Annotated in this window: 18 protein-coding genes and 2 pseudogenes; 11 read left to right on the forward strand and 9 right to left on the reverse strand. The window is 59.8% G+C overall.

The window, feature by feature from the left end; translation table 11 throughout:
• The first annotated feature begins 4 nt into the window (after window positions 1-4).
• From bchL to ACZ1HJ_RS19065, 11 genes and pseudogenes are all read left to right on the forward strand, one after another.
• A complete protein-coding gene (gene bchL, locus ACZ1HJ_RS19015; RefSeq protein WP_472720193.1) occupies window positions 5-901 on the forward strand; it encodes a ferredoxin:protochlorophyllide reductase (ATP-dependent) iron-sulfur ATP-binding protein in 897 nt (298 codons plus the stop codon).
• Window positions 901-1,581, forward strand: a complete 681-nt coding sequence (gene bchM / locus ACZ1HJ_RS19020) for a magnesium protoporphyrin IX methyltransferase (protein ID WP_472720194.1) — start codon at window positions 901-903, stop codon at window positions 1,579-1,581. The genes bchL and bchM overlap by 1 nt, the downstream gene beginning before the upstream one ends.
• Window positions 1,578-3,023 carry an MFS transporter gene (locus tag ACZ1HJ_RS19025; RefSeq protein WP_472720195.1) on the forward strand — a complete coding sequence of 482 codons (1,446 nt, stop codon included), beginning with the start codon at window positions 1,578-1,580 and terminating at the stop codon, window positions 3,021-3,023. Before bchM ends, ACZ1HJ_RS19025 begins: the two co-directional genes overlap by 4 nt.
• A 27-nt stretch (window positions 3,024-3,050) precedes the next feature.
• Window positions 3,051-3,824: a photosynthetic reaction center subunit H gene (gene puhA / locus ACZ1HJ_RS19030; protein WP_472720196.1), complete on the forward strand. Its 774-nt coding sequence runs from the start codon at window positions 3,051-3,053 to the stop codon at window positions 3,822-3,824.
• 16 nt (window positions 3,825-3,840) lie between these two features.
• Complete coding sequence (puhB, locus tag ACZ1HJ_RS19035; protein WP_472720197.1) at window positions 3,841-4,473, forward strand: photosynthetic complex putative assembly protein PuhB; 633 nt, start codon at window positions 3,841-3,843, stop codon at window positions 4,471-4,473.
• Between the two features lie 13 nt (window positions 4,474-4,486).
• A complete protein-coding gene (gene puhC, locus ACZ1HJ_RS19040; protein ID WP_472720198.1) occupies window positions 4,487-4,972 on the forward strand; it encodes a photosynthetic complex assembly protein PuhC in 486 nt (161 codons plus the stop codon).
• Entirely contained in the window at window positions 4,972-5,268 is a 297-nt protein-coding gene (locus ACZ1HJ_RS19045; RefSeq protein ID WP_472720199.1) for a hypothetical protein, read from the forward strand. Before puhC ends, ACZ1HJ_RS19045 begins: the two co-directional genes overlap by 1 nt.
• Window positions 5,265-6,391 (forward strand): annotated as a pseudogene (acsF, locus tag ACZ1HJ_RS19050) (magnesium-protoporphyrin IX monomethyl ester (oxidative) cyclase). Before ACZ1HJ_RS19045 ends, acsF begins: the two are co-directional and overlap by 4 nt.
• Window positions 6,391-7,203: a putative photosynthetic complex assembly protein PuhE gene (gene puhE / locus ACZ1HJ_RS19055; protein WP_472720200.1), complete on the forward strand. Its 813-nt coding sequence runs from the start codon at window positions 6,391-6,393 to the stop codon at window positions 7,201-7,203. The pseudogene acsF and the gene puhE overlap by 1 nt, the downstream one beginning before the upstream one ends.
• Window positions 7,193-8,407: a 5-aminolevulinate synthase gene (hemA, locus tag ACZ1HJ_RS19060; RefSeq protein ID WP_472720201.1), complete on the forward strand. Its 1,215-nt coding sequence runs from the start codon at window positions 7,193-7,195 to the stop codon at window positions 8,405-8,407. Before puhE ends, hemA begins: the two co-directional genes overlap by 11 nt.
• Window positions 8,408-8,485: 78 nt before the next feature.
• The gene (locus ACZ1HJ_RS19065) at window positions 8,486-8,911 is read left to right on the forward strand and encodes a c-type cytochrome (protein WP_472720202.1); all 426 of its coding nucleotides are present in this window, start codon (window positions 8,486-8,488) and stop codon (window positions 8,909-8,911) included.
• 83 nt (window positions 8,912-8,994) lie between these two features.
• On the opposite strand, the gene dxs is transcribed toward ACZ1HJ_RS19065, so the two are convergent.
• The 9 genes and pseudogenes from dxs to bchY form a co-directional block, all read right to left on the reverse strand.
• Complete coding sequence (dxs, locus tag ACZ1HJ_RS19070) at window positions 8,995-10,926, reverse strand: 1-deoxy-D-xylulose-5-phosphate synthase (protein ID WP_472720203.1); 1,932 nt, start codon at window positions 10,924-10,926, stop codon at window positions 8,995-8,997.
• 112 nt (window positions 10,927-11,038) lie between these two features.
• Window positions 11,039-12,157 (reverse strand): photosynthetic reaction center cytochrome PufC, encoded by a 1,119-nt coding sequence (pufC, locus tag ACZ1HJ_RS19075; RefSeq protein WP_472720204.1) that lies wholly within the window; start codon window positions 12,155-12,157, stop codon window positions 11,039-11,041.
• A 2-nt stretch (window positions 12,158-12,159) separates the two neighbouring features.
• A complete protein-coding gene (gene pufM / locus ACZ1HJ_RS19080) occupies window positions 12,160-13,146 on the reverse strand; it encodes a photosynthetic reaction center subunit M (RefSeq protein ID WP_472720205.1) in 987 nt (328 codons plus the stop codon).
• A 2-nt stretch (window positions 13,147-13,148) separates the two neighbouring features.
• Window positions 13,149-13,987: pseudogene (gene pufL / locus ACZ1HJ_RS19085) on the reverse strand (photosynthetic reaction center subunit L).
• Between the two features lie 124 nt (window positions 13,988-14,111).
• Window positions 14,112-14,276, reverse strand: coding sequence for a light-harvesting antenna LH1, alpha subunit (pufA, locus tag ACZ1HJ_RS19090; RefSeq protein ID WP_472720206.1), 165 nt, complete (start codon window positions 14,274-14,276; stop codon window positions 14,112-14,114).
• 13 nt (window positions 14,277-14,289) lie between these two features.
• Window positions 14,290-14,439 carry a light-harvesting antenna LH1, beta subunit gene (pufB, locus tag ACZ1HJ_RS19095; RefSeq protein WP_472720207.1) on the reverse strand — a complete coding sequence of 50 codons (150 nt, stop codon included), beginning with the start codon at window positions 14,437-14,439 and terminating at the stop codon, window positions 14,290-14,292.
• 130 nt (window positions 14,440-14,569) lie between these two features.
• Window positions 14,570-14,791 carry a cytochrome PufQ gene (pufQ, locus tag ACZ1HJ_RS19100; RefSeq protein WP_472720208.1) on the reverse strand — a complete coding sequence of 74 codons (222 nt, stop codon included), beginning with the start codon at window positions 14,789-14,791 and terminating at the stop codon, window positions 14,570-14,572.
• 4 nt (window positions 14,792-14,795) lie between these two features.
• Window positions 14,796-16,268: a chlorophyllide a reductase subunit Z gene (bchZ, locus tag ACZ1HJ_RS19105; RefSeq protein ID WP_472720209.1), complete on the reverse strand. Its 1,473-nt coding sequence runs from the start codon at window positions 16,266-16,268 to the stop codon at window positions 14,796-14,798.
• The gene (bchY, locus tag ACZ1HJ_RS19110; RefSeq protein WP_472720210.1) at window positions 16,268-17,830 is read right to left on the reverse strand and encodes a chlorophyllide a reductase subunit Y; all 1,563 of its coding nucleotides are present in this window, start codon (window positions 17,828-17,830) and stop codon (window positions 16,268-16,270) included. Before bchY ends, bchZ begins: the two co-directional genes overlap by 1 nt.
• Window positions 17,831-17,836 lie beyond the last annotated feature (6 nt).

Consider the following 17,836-nt stretch of genomic DNA (forward strand, 5'->3'; position numbering starts at 1 on the left):
TATCATGAGCCCCCGCGACGAAGTTCCAAACCTCAAAGGCCAGGACGGCGAAGGTTCCGTTCAGGTCCATCAGGACCCTTCCGCCAAGATCGAAGGCGCCAAGGTGTTTTCCGTCTACGGCAAGGGCGGTATCGGTAAATCGACCACCAGTTCGAACCTCTCGGCGGCATTTGCCTCGATGGGCAAACGCGTGCTGCAGATCGGCTGTGACCCGAAACATGACAGCACATTCACACTGACGGGCCGCTTGCAGCCCACAGTAATCGATATCCTGAAGGAGGTTGATTTCCACCCCGAAGAGCTGCGCCCCGAAGATTTCGTGGCCGATGGCTGGGGTGGTGTGAAATGCGTCGAGGCTGGTGGTCCTCCTGCAGGTACGGGCTGTGGCGGCTATGTCGTGGGCCAAACCGTGAAACTCCTCAAGCAGCATCACATGCTGGAAGACACCGACGTGGTGATCTTCGACGTCTTGGGCGACGTGGTGTGCGGCGGGTTTGCAGCACCCTTGCAACATGCGGATCGCGCCCTGATCGTGACGGCGAATGACTTTGACAGCATCTACGCGATGAACCGGATCATTGCCGCGGTTCAGGCCAAATCCGCCAACTACAAGGTGCGTCTGGCAGGCTGCGTGGCCAACCGCTCAAAAGACACCAACGAGGTGGATCGCTATTGCGACACCGTCGGGTTCAACCGCATCGCGCATATGCCCGACATCGACGCCATCCGCCGCTCGCGCCTCAAGAAAAAGACGCTCTTTGAGATGGATGACGAGGAAGACATCGTCATGTGCCGCAAGGAATACGTAAAACTGGCCGAAACGCTGTGGAACGGGACCGAACCACTGGCCCCCGCCCCGATGGAAGACCGTGATATCTTTGAACTTCTGGGATTTGATTGATGTCCTACGACCGCACGCTCACACGGGTCGAAACCTATTTCGACAAGACGGCCACCCGCACCTGGGAACGGCTGACCAGTGACGCGCCGGTCTCAAAGATCCGAGAAACCGTCCGCCGGGGTCGCGACGAAATGCGCGCGCAATTGCTGTCACGCCTGCCTGATGATTTGCGCGGGGCGCGGATATTGGACGCGGGCTGCGGTGCCGGGCAAATGACGGTGGAGCTGGCCACACGCGGCGCGCAGGTGGTTGCCGTAGATATCTCCCCGTCGCTGGTCGAAATTGCCAACAAACGCATTCCACCGCATTTGCAGGGTCAGGTTTCGCTGCGCAGCGGTGACATGCTTAGCAACAAATTGGGCCGCTTCGACCATGTCGTGGCCATGGACAGCCTGATCTATTATCGCGACGCGGATATCGCACAAGCGTTACAAACTCTGGGCAAACGGACATCAGGCAGTGTGCTCTTTACCGTGGCACCGCGCACGCCTCTGCTGATGATGATGTGGCGCGCCGGACAGCTTTTCCCACGGGCCGATCGCTCGCCCACGATGGTTCCTCATGCGCCCGAACATCTGGCGCAAGCGCTGAAAACAGCCGGGTCCAAAGGCACGCTCAAGTCTCTGCGTCGCATCACTTCCGGTTTCTATATCAGCCAAGCGATGGAGTTCACTGCATGAGCCAACGCGCATCCTCCGGCCTGGCGCAACTCTCCGCGCGGTACCTGCCCTTCGCAGATGCCGCCAGCGAGGGCTTGCCCATGGGTCAGTTGCTGCGCCTGTCGCTCTTTCAGGTCTCCGTTGGCATGGCCACGGTGATGCTCTTGGGCACATTGAACCGCGTGATGATCGTGGAACTTTCAGTACCGGCCACCATCGTGGCCTTCATGATTGCCTTGCCGGTGCTGATCGCCCCTTTCCGCACGCTACTGGGCTTCCGCTCGGACACTTACCGCAGCGCCATCGGCTGGAAACGCATCCCCTATCTCTGGTTCGGATCGCTCTGGCAAATGGGCGGATTGGCCGTCATGCCCTTCGCCTTGCTGGTCCTCTCGGGAGAGCAAACCGTTGGCCCGACATGGGCGGGCGAGGTTCTGGCGGCGCTGGCCTTCCTGATGACCGGTCTGGGCCTGCATATGACCCAAACCGCGGGCCTGGCGCTTGCCACGGACCGCGCCGATCCTGAAACACGCCCCCGCGTGGTGGCGTTGCTCTATGTGATGTTCCTTCTGGGCATGGGTGTGTCGGCGGTGGTCATCGGCTGGCTGCTGACGGACTTCTCAAGCCTGACCCTTGTGCGCGTTGTTCAGGGCGCCGCCGTGGTGGGCATCACCCTGAACCTGATCGCGCTTTGGAAACAGGAAAAAGTCCGTCCAATGTCGCAGGATGAGCGCGCGGCGCCACGTCCGCGTTTCCGCGATGCATGGGCTGATCTGATGAATGGTGGACAGGCCGGACGCCTCTTGGCGGTGGTCTTCTTCGGCACCATGGCGCTTAACATGCAGGACGTTCTGCTCGAGCCCTATGGCGGTGAAATTCTGGGCCTTTCTGTTTCCGCAACCACACTTCTGACCGCCCTTTGGGCCGCAGGCGCGCTCGCAGGGTTCGCCTTTGCGGGCCGGATGCTGGCACAGGGCAGCGATGCCTTCCGCATTGCTGGGGCCGGACTGGTTGTGGGCATCCTGGCGTTTTCAGCCGTGATCTTTGCGGCCCCGATGCAATCCGCCACGATCTTTTTTGCGGGCGCCGGCCTGATTGGTCTGGGCGGCGGGCTCTTTGCCGTCTCCACCTTGATTGCGGCCATGAACATGAAGGCCAACGGAGCCGCCGGGCACGGCCTGGCCCTTGGCGCATGGGGGGCGGCCCAAGCCACGGCCGCCGGACTGGCCATCGCTCTGGGCGGTGGCTTGCGCGACTGGATCAACGCCATGGCCACCTCCGGCCGATGGGGCGAGGCGTTGGACACGCCCGCCACTGGCTATTCATTTGTCTACCACATCGAAATTGGACTGCTCTTTGTCACGCTGGCCCTGTTGGGGCCACTGGTGCGCAATGCACGGTCCGCGCTGCACACACAGCACAATAAATCGGCCCCTGTCGGCCTGGCCGATTTTCCAACCTGAGACGCCGACTGCGAAAAGGAAAACGAGATGACGGAACCGTTCTTTGGAAACTTCGATCTTGCCAGTTTGACGCTCTGGTTGTTCTGGATCTTCTTCGCCTTGTTGATCTTCTACATCCAGCGCGAAAATATGCGCGAGGGCTACCCTCTGGAAGATGACGACGGCAATGTATCGGCAAATCAGGGCCTTTTCCCGGTGCCGGAAGACAAGACCTTCAAACTGCCCCACGGGCGCGGCGAAAAAACCGTTCCTTCGGGTCAGACGCCGGAACGCCCCAACCTGCCACTGGAAAAGACCGCGGCGGGCAATGGCTTTCCCTTTGCGCCAACCGGTGATCCGATGGCAGATGGTGTTGGTCCGGCCTCCTGGGCGCCACGCCGCGATGTGCCCGAGCTGGATGGCCACGGCCACCCCAAGATCGTGCCAATGTCAGCCGCTGAACACTTCCAGTTTGCTGCCGGGTTTGACCCGCGGGGCAAAGAGGTAAAGGCCGGAGACGGCGAAGTTGTCGGCACCGTGATCGACATGTGGATCGACGAACCCGAGCAGCTGGTGCGCTACCTCGAGATCGAACTGCACGCTTCGGTCGGGTCCGGTACACGCCTTGTGCCGCTGACGATGGCGCGCATTTGGCCGAGCCATGTCAAGGTCCGCTCGATCTTTGCCAAACACTTCAACGGTGTTCCTCAGCACGCCTCACCCAATCAGGTGACCCTGCTCGAGGAAGACAAGATCTGTGGCTACTACGGCGGCGGCACGCTCTATGCCAGCGCCGAACGCCAAGAGCCCGTTCTGGGTTGATCAGGGAGACGCAGCCATGAGCCACGATGATTTCGCCATTGAACCCGTAAAGGGCCTGCCGGAACTGCCCCCGGAGGGAGAGCATATCCTGTGGCAGGGCAGCCCGGACTGGAAGGCCTTGGCGCGCGACGCCATGAACCTTTACTGGGTGGCGGGATATTTCGTGCTTCTGGCGGTATGGCGCTTTGTCACGATTGTCGATCAGGCGGGTGGGGCCACGGCCTTTGCCGCCTCGTCGCCGTTCCTGATCCTGGGCGTGATCGTCTGCGCCTTGCTGATGCTGGTGGCCTATATTCAGGCCCGTGCCACCGTCTACACCATCACCAATCGCCGCGTGGCCATGCGCATCGGTGCGGCCCTGACCGTGACGCTCAACCTGCCCTTCACCCAGATCCGGAATGCCGATCTGGCACTGCGTCCGTCGGGTGTGGGCACAATTGCCCTGGACCTGCTGGGAGAGACGCGCCTGTCTTACCTGGTATGCTGGCCCCATGTGCGTCCATGGGTCCTGCGCCGGACGCAACCCGCTTTGCGCTGCATCAAAGACGCCGACCGCGTGGCAGGTATACTGGCAGAAGCCGCCGAGGCCCGCATCAGCACGCCGCAGGTCAAGCGCCGCGCGCCAACCGCAGCCGTCGCGGCCGAGTAAGAGGACATAGCACATGGTTCAGATCGACACCCAAGCCCCCAAACCCAGCTACGACAAAGAGCTGATCCCGCGCGCCCTGGTGCGTGCGATGTTTGCGCTGGTGGTGGTCTGTCTTGTGCTTGTCACAGTGGCCCGTTTGACCGGAACCCCGCCCGCCGCAACCCCGCCTGAGGGCACCGTGGTGGCCAGCCGCAGCGTGACGCTGGAAGTGGATGTCAGCGGCGCGGCTCTCGTGCGCGACGAGGCGGGCGCTTTGATCGCGGATCTGAGCCCCGAGCAGGGTGGTTTTATCGCCGGTGTCGGCCGGGTGATCGAACGCGAGCGGATGAAGAACCGCGTGGCCCTCGAGGGGCCGGTGACCCTCATCTGGCAAGATACGGGACGTATTTCAATTCAAGACCCCAGCACAGGCTGGAGCGCCGATTTAATGGGATTCGGCGTCGACAATGCCAAGGCCTTCGCACGGCTTTTGGCACCAATGGAGAGAGGAGGCCAATAATGGGATGGCTTACCAAAGAAATCGAACACGCGCCGTGTACTGTGGAAATCAGTCACAAGTTCGAAAGTCTGCATGCACATGTCCGCTTCAACAATGGTGCGGTCGTCTACCCCGGTGACGAGGTCAAGGTCCACGGACCCGAGATCATGGCACCGTTTGGAGAGATCGTCACAGAAGATCGCGACGCCACGATTTTTCGGGCATCCAAGCTGGAACAGCTCTGGACCCGCCTGACCGGCGATTTCGAGGTCATGGAACTGTGTGAATTCTCATTCTCTGAGGAGGTGAGGTTATGAATGTGAACGTCAAACATACCGCCGATGCCACAACCGTCGAAGAAGGTCTGGCCATCGCCGAAGCGCAAGACAAGCAGTACAATGACGACATGGCCACGGAAACGGCTATGTCCAACACCTTGCTGACACCGCGTTTTTATACCACCGATTTTGATGAACTGGACGCCATTGATGTGACACCTGTTCGCGAAGAATGGGACCGGCTTGTTGCGCAAATGGTCAGCGATCCCAACAAGGGTCACTTCAAGAAAAACGAAGACTGGGATCACGTCGATTGGGACGGGATGGAGCCGCAGCTCAAGAAGGAATTCATCGATTTCCTGATCTCTTCCTGCACCGCCGAATTCTCGGGCTGCGTTCTCTACAAAGAGATGAAGCGGCGGGGCAACAACAAGGATATCACGCAGCTCTTCCAACTGATGGCACGCGATGAGGCCCGCCACGCAGGTTTCATCAACGATGCGCTGCGCGAAGCCGGTTTGCGGGTAAACCTGGGCTTTTTGACCCAGAAGAAGAAATACACCTATTTCCGTCCGAAATTCATCTACTACGCCACCTATCTCAGCGAAAAGATCGGGTACGCGCGCTATATCACCATCTTCCGCCATCTGGAGGCGCATCCGGAGCATCGCTTCCACCCGATCTTCAAATGGTTCGAAGAATGGTGCAATGATGAGTTCAGCCATGGCGAGGCCTTTGCCCTTCTGATGAAGACCGACCCAAAGCTGACCTCGGGCAAGAATGTCTGGTGGATCAAGTTCTTCCTGACGGCGGTTTATGGCACGATGTATGTGCGCGACCACCAGCGCCCGGCCTTCCACGAGGCCCTTGGCGTTGATCCTGACTGGTACGCCCATGAAGTCTTTACCAAAACGTCCGAACTGACCAAGCAGATCTTCCCGATCACACTGGATATCGAAAATCCGCGTTGGCAAAGGGGCTGGAACGCCTGCAACAGGCCAATGCTGATCTGGCAGCCGCCAAAGAGGCCTCCGGTCCGCTGGCGGTTCTGCGGCGCGCCTCGGCCAGTGCCCGTGCGGCCGCCGCCTTTGTCGGACTTTTCACAATCCCGGTCAAAAAACACACCGTACCGGCCTCAACCCGATTGGAGCCCGCATACTGATGACCTCTCCCTGGATCGCAGCACTCTTTGCTCTGTTTGTCTGGTGGTTTTCCACCGGGGCGATCCTGTGGGCCGTGCGTCATGCCGATCACGGCGGTCGGCAAAAGCGCATGATCCTGACACTGGCAAGCCTGCCGGTGTTGGCACTGGGCATCTGGGGCTTCATGACCACGCTTGAAATGACCAGCCTTCAGGGGGCCTATTGGGGCTTCCTGTCGGCGCTGGCGATCTGGGGCTGGGTTGAACTCTCATTCCTGACGGGCGCGATCACGGGCCCGAACCTCTATGACTGCCCCGATGATACGCCTGAATGGGAGCGCTTCATCCGCGCCTGGGGCACCATCGCCTATCACGAAATGCTTCTGGTGGCGGTGCTGATACTGGTCTGGATTTTTGGCCACGGCGCGGAAAACGGCTTTGGTCTCTGGACCTTCACAATCCTCTATTTCGCGCGGATTTCGGCCAAGCTGAACCTGTTTTACGGCGTGCCGCGCATCAACACCGAATTTATCCCCGAGGCGCTTGGGCATCTGCCCAGCCATTTCCGTATCTCGCGCCTCAACTGGATTTTCCCCGTTTCGATCACCGCGCTGACCTTTGCCGCAGCGTGCTGGCTGGAACGGCTCTATCAGGCCCAGACGGTCGGTCAGGAGGCAGGTTTTGCCTTGCTCAGTGCCATTACCGCTCTGGCGCTGCTCGAACACTGGCTGATGGTTCTGCCGCTGCCAGATGCAAAACTATGGCGTTGGATGCTTCCCGCGCCGAAACCAAAACACAAGACAGGACAACCGGAGGGACATCATGGATTTTGACGCCATGTTCAACACACAGCTCGACGCGCTGAAAGATGAGGGCAATTACCGCATCTTCGCCGAACTCGAACGGCAATGCGGCGCGTTTCCCAAAGCCAAAAGCCATGATGACGAGGCCCCGGATGAGGTGACCGTCTGGTGCTCGAACGACTATCTGGGCATGGGGCAACACCCTGTGGTCCGTCAGGCGATGAAGGATGCCGTGGACAGCTGCGGCACCGGTGCCGGTGGCACGCGCAACATTTCGGGCACCAATAACCATCACGTGGCGTTGGAGCACGAACTCGCCGATCTGCACGGCAAGGAAGACGCGTTGCTCTTCACCTCTGGCTATGTCTCGAACTGGGCAGCACTGTCCACGCTTGGCAGCCGGTTGCCCGATGCCGTGATCCTGTCGGATGAGCTGAACCACGCCTCGATGATCGAAGGCATCCGCCATTCACGCGCCTCGAAAGTCATCTGGAAGCACAACGACCCCGAAGATCTGGACCGCAAACTGGCCGCCCTCCCGGCCAATGCGCCCAAGATCGTCGCGTTCGAGTCTGTCTATTCCATGGATGGCGACATTTGCCCGATGAAAGAGATTGTCGAAGTTGCCGAGAAGCACGGCGCGATGACCTACCTCGATGAGGTCCACGCCGTTGGTCTCTACGGGCCACGCGGCGGCGGCGTCAGCGAACGCGAAGGCCTGGCTGACCGCATCACCCTGATCGAGGGCACGTTGGGCAAGGCCTATGGCTGTATGGGCGGCTACATTACCGGCTCTGCCGCGCTGTGCGACTTTGTGCGCTCCTTTGCGTCCGGATTTATTTTCACCACCGCCCTGCCCCCGGCTGTGGCCGCTGCGGCCAAGGCCTCGATCGCGCATCTCAAGGCGTCGCAGGTCGAGCGTGAACAGCAGCGCCGTCAGGTGGCGCGTCTGCGGGAGCGACTGGAGGCCCGGGGCATTCCGCACATGATGAACCCCAGTCACATCATCCCGGTGCTGATCAAGGACCCGGTCAAGTGCCGGATGCTTTCGGATATCCTGATGCGTGATTACGGCATCTACGTTCAGCCGATCAACTATCCCACGGTTCCGAAAGGCACGGAACGCCTGCGTTTCACACCCGGACCCCTGCATTCGGACGAGGATATTGACCGTCTTGTCGAGGCGCTGAACGTGCTTTGGAAACAATGCGCTATTGCGCATGCGGTTGCCTGAAGACGGCGATTTCAATCTGTCACGTTGACTTTCTGCCCGATACGTTAAATTGTCTCGCGGCAAACACGGGAGTATGAAATGAAATCCAGTTTTCTAGTAATCGCCGCTACGGTTGCATTGTCGTCGCCAGCATTCGCTGAGGGTGACGCTGAAAAAGGCGAAAAGGTCTACAAAAAATGTAAGGCATGCCACATGGTCGCGGATGACGATGGCAACGCGATTGTGAAAGGCGGCAAAGTCGGTCCCAACCTCTACGGCATCAATGGCCGGGTCGCCGGTTCCGTTGAAGACGCGAAATATTCCAAATACACGGTCGCCGCTGGTGAAGCAGGGCTGGCTTGGGATGAGGCGGAATTTGTTGCTTATGTGGCCGACCCAACCGCGTATCTGCGTGAAAAACTGGGTGATGACAAAGCCAAGAGCAACATGAAATTCAAGCTCAAGAAAGAGCAGGATGCCATGGATGTGTGGGCATATCTTCTTTCGGTAGGTCCATCGGAATAACCCGACTTACCGTTCCAGAAATTCAGAAAAGGCCGCGTGGGATCATCTCCGCGGCCTTTTTTGTTGGTGTGATTTAAGCGGCCTCAGCGCGCGATTGTCAGCGGAACAACCTCGGCGCTTTGACCGATCGCATGGCGGGCTGTGGCGGCGATATCGGCGGCACTCAGACCCGCATCCGCATACATTTCCGCCGGGCTTGCCTGATCGATAAACCGGTCTGGCAGGCACATCGTACGAATCGCCAGACCCTTATCGAGAGCCCCGTGGCGCGCCAGCGCGTGCAGAACGATGGACCCAAATCCGCCCTCAGCGCCCTGCTCCACAGTCACAATTGCGCGATGAGATCGGGCAAGGCGCAGTACCATATCCGTATCAAGCGGCTTGGCAAATCGGGCATCGGCCAATGTCACGCTCAGGCCTTCTTCGGCCAAAAGCGCTGCCGCCTTGCGGCATTCGCCCATGTGACCCCCAAAGGACAGGAGGGCAACGTCGTCACCTTCCTGCACAATGCGGCCCTTGCCGATATCCAGCACATGACCGCGCTCCGGCATTTCCACGCCTTCACCCGCACCACGCGGATAGCGGAAGGCAATCGGCCCCTCATCATGGGCAGCGGCCGTTGTAACCATATGCATTAGCTCCGCCTCATCCGAGGCCGCCATGATTGTAAAGCCCGGCAAATTGCCCAGATATCCAACGTCAAATGCGCCCGCATGGGTGGCGCCATCGGCCCCGACCAGCCCGGCGCGATCAATTGCAAAGCGAACAGGCAGGTTTTGCAGGGCCACATCATGCACCACCTGATCGAATCCGCGTTGCAGGAAGGTGGAATAGATCGTGCAGAAGGGTTTCAGACCACTGGCCGCCATTCCGGCACAGAACGTTACCCCGTGCTGCTCGGCAATTCCCACATCGAACACCCGTGCGGGGAAGCGCTCGGCCATGATATCGACGCCGGTGCCCGATGGCATTGCGGCGGTGACCGCCACGATATCCGGATCGCGCGCGGCCAGATCGGTCAGCGTTTTGCCGTAGACCGAGGTATAGGACGGCGCGCCGCCCCCGCCTTTCTTGGCCATGGTGCCCGTCTCGACATCGAATTTCGAGACACCGTGATATTTGTCGGCACTGGTTTCGGCCGGTGCATAGCCCTTGCCTTTGACGGTGCAGCAATGGATCAGAACCGGCCCCGTGGCGCGCACCCGCGCCGCGCGCAGGACGGTCAACAGCTGATCCATATCGTGGCCATTGATCGGCCCGACATATTCAAACCCAAGCTCTTCGAACAGCGTGCCCGAACCGGTCAGCCCTGTGGCCAACTGGCGCGCGCGTTTGGCGCCTTCGCGAATGGGCGACGGAAGTGCGGCCTCAAACCCTTCGGCCAGGGATTTCATCTTGGCCAGCGGCTCATTGGCATAAAGCCCCGAAAGATAGCTGGACATCGCGCCCACTGGCGGTGCGATGCTCATCTCATTGTCATTCAGGATGACGAACAGCCTGCGGCCTTCGGCACCGGCGTTGTTCATCGCCTCATAGGCCATACCCGCGCTGATCGAGCCATCACCAATGACAGCAATGGCGTCGCCAGTGGCCTGCCCCATATCGCGCCCCACGGTAAAACCAAGGGCCGCACTGATCGAGGTAGAACTATGCGCCGCCCCAAAGGGATCAAAATGCGATTCCGAGCGCTTGGTAAATCCGCTCAGACCGTCCTTTTGCCGCAAGGTTCGGATCCGGTCACGACGACCTGTCAGCACCTTATGCGGATAGCATTGATGGCCCACATCCCAGATCAGTTTGTCCATCGGCGTGTTGAATACGGCATGAATGGCCACGCTGAGTTCCACCACACCCAGACCTGATCCCAGATGCCCGCCGGTTTCCGATACCGCATCGATCACCTCGGCACGTACTTCATCGGCCAGGGTCGACAGTTCCGTGTCCGACATCTGCCGCAGATCTGCCGGACCTGCCACGCGGTCCAACAACGGTGTTTTGGGTTTCTGGTGTGTCATCGCTGGCCCCCTTGGCAGTGGTTGGCTGGCGTCGCCCGGGTTCGAAAGTCATGCGAACGGCGCGATGGAGATGTCGGGGACGGCGGCCAGATTTGGCCACCGTCCGTTTTCGTCAGTTGCTGTAGTCAGGTGTGCCGGTGGTGGCCAATTCGGGCCAATCCTTGATGACATTCACCCCCTGCAGCGGTTTCTGATAGCCTTTGTGGCAGGTTTTACAGGCGGCTTTGGGTGCATCCTGATGGACCGGTCCCAAGCGCTCTGCCGGATATGTGTCCTTGAGTGGCACCAGATATTCGGTGTTGATCTCTTGCACCATCTGCAGACCGAGACTTTCGGTCGCCCATTGCGGCGTCACCTGACCCGCATCGTAAAAGGCCCGCGTGTTGTGACAGAAGGTGCAGTTCACACCCAGACTGTCCGCCACATAGTTCATCAGGGCATATGTCCGCTCGGCGTGCTGAATACCCAGATGGCCATCTTGGCCCGGGATACCGGCCACGCGCGATTCCAGATCATGCACGCCGATGATCTCACCATCCAGAAGATAGGTCTCCAGAGCATCCGACGGCAGCGAGGTAAAGCTGCTGAGCGGGGTGACCCGGTTCTGGATCGCTGACCATCCTGCGGCGGCCTCGTTCACATTGCCCAGCTTGAACCAGATGTCACTTGGCACATTCTGGCCGCGGTGACAGGTCATGCAAGTCACCCCCACCTCGGCATTGGCATTAACGTGGCCATCCCAGTTCTCGTTGATGTTCTGGGTCATCTGGATCATGCGACGTGAGACAACCTTGGTATAGAGATTATCTTCGCCATAGGTCTCCAGATCACCATCACCATGGCAATAGGCACATCCCTCTTCAGGCGACACCCACCGGGTCATCGCCGCCATCAGACGGTTGAAATTGTCTTCTGTGAGCGCGCCCAGGACCTGAACGTTTTCATAGATGTCGCCGGCCAGCTGTTCACCGCCTTCGGGAACGTAAGGCTCATCCTCGATCAACTCTTCGATCGACGGATCTGGCTTGGCCAGATCAGCTTTGAACTCCGTCAGCGACATCCCGTTGCCACGCGGCCCGGTTTGCAGGCTTTCTGTGGCAAAGGGCTGCCCCAGTGTCATCAGGGCGATGACGCAGAACACCACGCCCCCCAACACCCCAAAGGCAATTGCCGGTTTGTAGATGTTGGTCGGGTTTTCCGCGTTCCATTTATCGAACCATTTGGGCCACATGATTATTCCTCCCGTCCGATAAAGGCGTCATAGGAACCGTAGTTCTCGTAGCCGTATGAGCCGTCATACATGGGTGCAAAGTGATGTTCCTGCGCCCAGATGAACCAGTTATCCACCACGGTGCCCGTCAGCAGGATGCCGATGCCGCCGGTAATGGGCGTCAGCACCGCGAACCACCAGGCCCATCGGTGAATACCTTCCATCGTGGCGTTGAACCCCATGGTCCAGCGCCAGAAGAGCGCGGCGCGTTCCGTGGCGGTGCCGCGGTCCACGATCTGCTCCAATTCCCGGTCCCCGCCAAAACGTGTCACCGCCAAGATGGTCGCGCCGTGCATCGCAAAGAGCAGGACCGAACCATAAAGGAAGACGATCGATAGACAGTGGAAAGGGTTGTAATAGAGGTTGCCGTAGCGGATCGAAAACGCTGTGGTCCAATCCAGATGCGGGAAGATGCCGTAAGGAACCGCCTCCGACCATGACCCCATCAGGATCGGGCGGAAGAGGCCCAGCACCAGAAAGAGCCAGATGGCGCTGGCAAAGGCCCAGGCCACGTGTTTGCCCATCTTGTGTTCCGCCGCCAGCAGGTAAGTGCGCAACCACCACGTGCATACACTGACCAGCAGGAAGAACGAGGCGATGATATACCAGCCCCCATCTTGCAGCGGCGGCATGCGCAGCCCGTATTCAGGGCTCGGTGGCTCAAGCGCCAGCCAGAAAAGCTGTCTCAGGAATTCAGGGATCGACCAGCCGACCTGCGCCAGCATGTTGATGCCGATGATATTCAGGGTCAAAATCATCGTGGCCAGGCTGACCATACCGGTCCAACCCAGATAGATCGGGCCGATCTGTGCGTTCCCGACCCAGCCCATCAACTTGCTGTACCATGGTTTGAGCAAGCGCTCCTGCGCCATGTTCTTGTCATCGTCCATGCCCATTTCTGGTGGGCCCTGAACCTGAACTTGGGTGAATATGTTCTGATACTCGATCATGATCAAAACCCTCCCTGGCCGGGCCAAATGGGCAGCTCAAGCCACCAGTTCCACCATTCCGGCCAGCCCTTGGTCCAGACCGGGCCGCTGATGATGATGCAGACCGCGCTGAAGAACACCGCGTTGATCGCCAAGAGGAAGCCGACGCGGTGAATGCCCAAGGTGCCCACTGAATAACCGATGAGATCGCGGAAGAACGTGTCTTCGTGATCGGGGGTGCGCATCTCTTCATCTTTTTCAGGATTGGCCGCGCTCAGGATCAGACCACCATGCAGCGCCAGCGCCAGACAGGTGGTGAAGAAGAGCGTCACTGCCAGCATATGCGCCGGGTTATAGTGGAAGTGCAGATAGGCGTAGCCGGTGTTGCTGACCCAATCGAGATGGCTGAAAATCCCGTAGGGAAACCCGTGCCCCCAGGCGCCCATCAGGAGCGGCCGGAAGATCACCAGCGTCACATAAGCCAGGATCGCAAAACTGAAGGCAAAGGGTACGTGGTAGCCCATGCCCAGTTTGCGGCATATCTCAACCTCGCGCAGCGCCCAGCTGATGAACGCACCGGTGGCACACATCGTGATGATCTGCCACAAGCCGCCCTCCATCAGAGGGGCTACACCAAGGCCGTAACTCAAGTCCGGGGGGCAATATTAATCAACCAGGGGTTCCAAGTGCCCTGATGTGCCGCGCCCCAGAAAATCAGGATCGTGCCCAGAAGCGCGAAAAACGCCGTGGTGACCCCGAAAAAACCCACATAAAAAGGCCCGACCCAAAAGTCGAACAGATCGCCGCCAATCAGCGTCCCTCCGCGGACGCGATACTTTCTTTCAAAGCTGAGCAAAGCCATCTTTATTTCTCCGCATCTGGCGGCCGGTCCGGTCAGACCACAGGCCGTCGTCGTTTATTTTTTGGTTTGTTGCGGGCGAGACGTGCCCGCCCGCAACTGTCTTGCAAGGACTTGCGTCCGTGGCTCACTCGGATGCTGAGCGTGATGCTGCAGCATTCTCAAACCAGTTGACGCCGTTAGACAGAACCACCAGGTGGATCATCGCCGCCAACAGGAAGAGAAAGACGCCTTGTGCAACAAACACGCGGCGCGGATCAAAAATGAGCCAGACTTTGTAGAACTTGGACATTTCTAATCCTTCCTCAGAACCATGGAGCCCAGATGTAGGTCGCGATATGGGCGACCACTGCAATCATCGTGAACAGCCAGAGGCCACTCATGTAGATGGAATGCAGCTCTTGGGCTTGCTCGTCGGTGAGACCTGTAAAGGACAGGTCGGAGTTATCAGCCATAAACTTTCCTCCGGAACGTTACGCTGACGCCGCGTACCCCGCGGCCGGGTCCGTCGGAACCATTGCGGCCCCTCAGGTGTCTGTCCGCCCGGATGGGCAGGCAGGTTGGACTCGGCTTACTGATCAAAAATCAGACCGAGAATATGATGGGCGTCAGCCGGTCGGCCTCTGCCCATGCGCGCGCCATTGGCCCGCGCAAATTCAGTGTTTGCTGACGCATGATGTCGCGCACCCAACGGATGGTTGCAGACGGCAGCGAAAGCACGAAGATCAATGTGAAATAGACCCAGTATTCGGCACCACGGCGTCGGTTTTTGGACCGTTGCGGTGTGGTTGACGTGATATCTGTCATGGGGTCACTCCTCCCTCGGGCGTGTGGCGATTTCTGGTGAAAGCGCCTTGACGGTTTCCAGTAGGACGCGTTCGGCGCCCTGTCGCAGCGCTGCCTCCTCAGCAGCGTCGCGTAGTGTTTTTGCCGCAGAAATGCGGGTCAGGATCGGATGGCTCGAAACAATCCGGTCGAGTTCGGCCTGGGCATCGGCATCCCAGGGGAAATCGCGGCGTAGCGGTGTGGGCGTGGCCGGCGTGGCGTCCATCTCGGAGGCCAATGGCAGGATGTGGAACAGGGCATCGAAAAGCCCGTTGCAGACTTCCTGCACCAGATAGGTTGCCCCCGCGTATCCCATCATCGGTGTACCCGTCGCGCGCCGGATGGCGGCTCCGGGGAAGCTGGCAGGAATAAAGGCTGGTTTCGGCCCATGCCCGCCCTGCAACTCGGCCAGATACATTTTTTCGTTGATCGAACCCATCAGGATCAGCGGGCGTTTTTGCCCGATCAGCGCACGCACCTCTTCGTTATTGGTCTTGGTCCCGGCACAGCGCGCCACCGCAAAGGCACAAGGCAGGCCCATATCATTTTCCAGGAAATTCCGGATGCCACGGGCATAGGTCTCATTTGCCACAATACCGAAACTGGCCGTGGCAAAGAAATCCTGCGTCACAGAGCGCCACAGATCCCAGACCGGCTTGATGGTTGAATGCTTTTCGCGGGTAATGAACGGCTCTGGATCAAGCCCCAGCATCTCGCCCAGTTTGCGCAGGAAGAGTGTGGTGGATTCAATCCCAATTGGCGCCTGAAGGTAAGGTTTTTCAAGCACTTCCGACAGGCCACGGCCAAATTCGCGGTACATGCAAATGTTCACATCTGCATTCACCAGATCGCGCATTTCCGCCAGATGGGCGCCCAGTGGCATCACCATGTTGACCTCGGCCCCGATGCCTTCGACCAGACGCCGGATTTCGGCCAGATCAGAGGGCATGTTGAACGTGCCGTACATCGGCCCAAGGATATTGACGCGCGGTGCGGCGCCCTCCTCACGTTTCTTCTCGCGCGGCATCCGGCCCTTTGTCATGCCAAACTCGGTAAAGAGCCATGTCATCGCGCGGTCCGCGGCTTCCCACTGATCTTCGTCAATGGTGCGTGGCAAAAAGCGTTGAATATTGGTGCCCTGCGGTGTCACGCCGCCGCCAATCATCTCGGCAATTGACCCGGTGACCACCACGGCAGGCAGCGCCGGATCAAGCGTGCCCCAGGCGCGTTTCATCGCGCCCTCGGTGCCTTCGCGGCCCAGCTCTTCTTCGCCCAACCCCGTCACCACAATTGGCAACTCATGCGGCGGCAAAGCATCGGTGTAGTGCAACACGCTGGTCACCGGCAGGTTTTCACACCCCACCGGCCCGTCGATCACGACCTGCAGGCCTTTGACCGCACAGAACGCGTAGATCGCGCCCCAATACCCGCCGGCCCTGTCATGATCCTGGATCAGCATCAGATCATCTCCTGCGCTTTTTCGGCCCGGCGTTTTTTCTCCAGCTTCTTCTGGTTCAACGCGCGGAATTCCGGCCGCAGATTGGGGTCACCTTCCCAGACGCCCGCCGTGTCGCCGGTGCCAACGCCCTCGAAGAACGCTTTCATGTTGTCCATGCGTTCCTTGTTGGCGATGGCCGCATTGACCACTTCGGCCAGGCTGCCTGCGCCCGCAGGTCCCATCAACGGCCGGGCAGAAATGAGGTTCGTGAAGTAAAGCCCCGGAATACCGAGCTCTTTGGCCTTTTGCACAACCGGTGTCGTGCCGATGGCCAGATCGGGTTTCACCCCTTCCATCGCGGCGCAATCTTCTTCCAGCGAGGCGCGGAAATTGACCGTCACGCCCTTGGCGCGCAGCCAATCGGCATCCGCTTCTGACCACGGCGTCCGCGGACAGGCCGTGCCGACATATGGCACGTTCGCGCCGCTTTCGATCAGCAGGCGGGCAACCAGCAATTCGCTGCCCTCATAGCCGGAAAGCGTGATGGTGCCCTTGATCGGCGCACCACTCAGGGCACCCTTGATCGCAGGCAGGAATGCATTTTGCGCCGCGGCAACTTTGTCAGCGGCCAGCCCGAAGGCATCGCCAATGCCTGCCAGCCACGCGGCGGTGCCGTCATGACCCACGGGCGCACTGCCCACGATGGGACGGCCCGCCGCCTCAAACTCGCGGATCGCCGCAGTGTAGAACGGGTGGATCGCGGCCACGGCACCGCAGTCCAGCGCCGAATAAAGCTCGCGCCATTCGCGGCAGGGCACAACCGGCCCGGCGGCCAATCCCATGGGGGCCAGCATCGCGCCGATCATCACCGGATCCGCCGGGAACATCTCGCCCAGCAGAGACACGGTTGGGCGGTCTGATTTTCCACCTTCGGGTGCGGCCACAGGGCCCGCTTCGATTTCCTGGCGGGCATAGTTCAGCATCGCCCCGGCCAGTACGTCTTTGGCCTCCGCATGGGTCGGGATGCCAAAGCCGGGCACGTCGATGCCCACGATCCGCACGCCGTTGATTTCATCGGGCAGCAAGCGCAAAGGCACACCGCTGGCGGTTGGCACGCAGAGATTGGTCACCACAACCGCGTCGAAACGGTCAGGATCCGCCAGCTCATGTACAGAGTCGCGGATATCCTCGAACAGCTTGCCCGTGACCAGCGTTTCGGAACTGAACGGTACGTAGCCCACCGACCGGCGCGCCCCGTAGAAATGGCTCACAAAAGTAAGGCCGTAAACGCAGCAGGCCGAACCGCTCAGCACGGTGGCCACGCGTTTCATGCGCAGACCGACGCGAAGCGACCCAAAGGCAGGGCACATGCTCTGCGGCTTGTCATGCGGTCCTTGCGGATAATCCCGCGCGTATTGATCCAGCAGGTCGGATTGACCCGCCATGCGCGCGGCCTTCTCCATCTCCGATCCGGAATGACAGCCTAGCCCGGGATCACCCTGCAATTCGGGTGTGTCCTCGCGGGGTTTGCCCTTGATGACCTCGGCGCTCGCGGCGCTGTCATATGTGACCTCTTCGGCCATTCAGCT

The sequence above is a fragment of the Roseovarius sp. JB2-10 genome, assembly GCF_055693585.1.

What these genes read in the sequence shown, in the direction of transcription:
- bchL (WP_472720193.1), top strand. Translation starts at nt 5, where the DNA reads ATGAGCCCCCGCGACGAAGTTCCAAACCTCAAAGGCCAGGACGGCGAA.
- bchM (WP_472720194.1), top strand. Translation starts at nt 901, where the DNA reads ATGTCCTACGACCGCACGCTCACACGGGTCGAAACCTATTTCGACAAG.
- ACZ1HJ_RS19025 (WP_472720195.1), top strand. Translation starts at nt 1,578, where the DNA reads ATGAGCCAACGCGCATCCTCCGGCCTGGCGCAACTCTCCGCGCGGTAC.
- puhA (WP_472720196.1), top strand. Translation starts at nt 3,051, where the DNA reads ATGACGGAACCGTTCTTTGGAAACTTCGATCTTGCCAGTTTGACGCTC.
- puhB (WP_472720197.1), top strand. Translation starts at nt 3,841, where the DNA reads ATGAGCCACGATGATTTCGCCATTGAACCCGTAAAGGGCCTGCCGGAA.
- puhC (WP_472720198.1), top strand. Translation starts at nt 4,487, where the DNA reads ATGGTTCAGATCGACACCCAAGCCCCCAAACCCAGCTACGACAAAGAG.
- ACZ1HJ_RS19045 (WP_472720199.1), top strand. Translation starts at nt 4,972, where the DNA reads ATGGGATGGCTTACCAAAGAAATCGAACACGCGCCGTGTACTGTGGAA.
- puhE (WP_472720200.1), top strand. Translation starts at nt 6,391, where the DNA reads ATGACCTCTCCCTGGATCGCAGCACTCTTTGCTCTGTTTGTCTGGTGG.
- hemA (WP_472720201.1), top strand. Translation starts at nt 7,193, where the DNA reads ATGGATTTTGACGCCATGTTCAACACACAGCTCGACGCGCTGAAAGAT.
- ACZ1HJ_RS19065 (WP_472720202.1), top strand. Translation starts at nt 8,486, where the DNA reads ATGAAATCCAGTTTTCTAGTAATCGCCGCTACGGTTGCATTGTCGTCG.
- dxs (WP_472720203.1), bottom strand. Translation starts at nt 10,926, where the DNA reads ATGACACACCAGAAACCCAAAACACCGTTGTTGGACCGCGTGGCAGGT.
- pufC (WP_472720204.1), bottom strand. Translation starts at nt 12,157, where the DNA reads ATGTGGCCCAAATGGTTCGATAAATGGAACGCGGAAAACCCGACCAAC.
- pufM (WP_472720205.1), bottom strand. Translation starts at nt 13,146, where the DNA reads ATGATCGAGTATCAGAACATATTCACCCAAGTTCAGGTTCAGGGCCCA.
- pufA (WP_472720206.1), bottom strand. Translation starts at nt 14,276, where the DNA reads ATGTCCAAGTTCTACAAAGTCTGGCTCATTTTTGATCCGCGCCGCGTG.
- pufB (WP_472720207.1), bottom strand. Translation starts at nt 14,439, where the DNA reads ATGGCTGATAACTCCGACCTGTCCTTTACAGGTCTCACCGACGAGCAA.
- pufQ (WP_472720208.1), bottom strand. Translation starts at nt 14,791, where the DNA reads ATGACAGATATCACGTCAACCACACCGCAACGGTCCAAAAACCGACGC.
- bchZ (WP_472720209.1), bottom strand. Translation starts at nt 16,268, where the DNA reads ATGCTGATCCAGGATCATGACAGGGCCGGCGGGTATTGGGGCGCGATC.
- bchY (WP_472720210.1), bottom strand. Translation starts at nt 17,830, where the DNA reads ATGGCCGAAGAGGTCACATATGACAGCGCCGCGAGCGCCGAGGTCATC.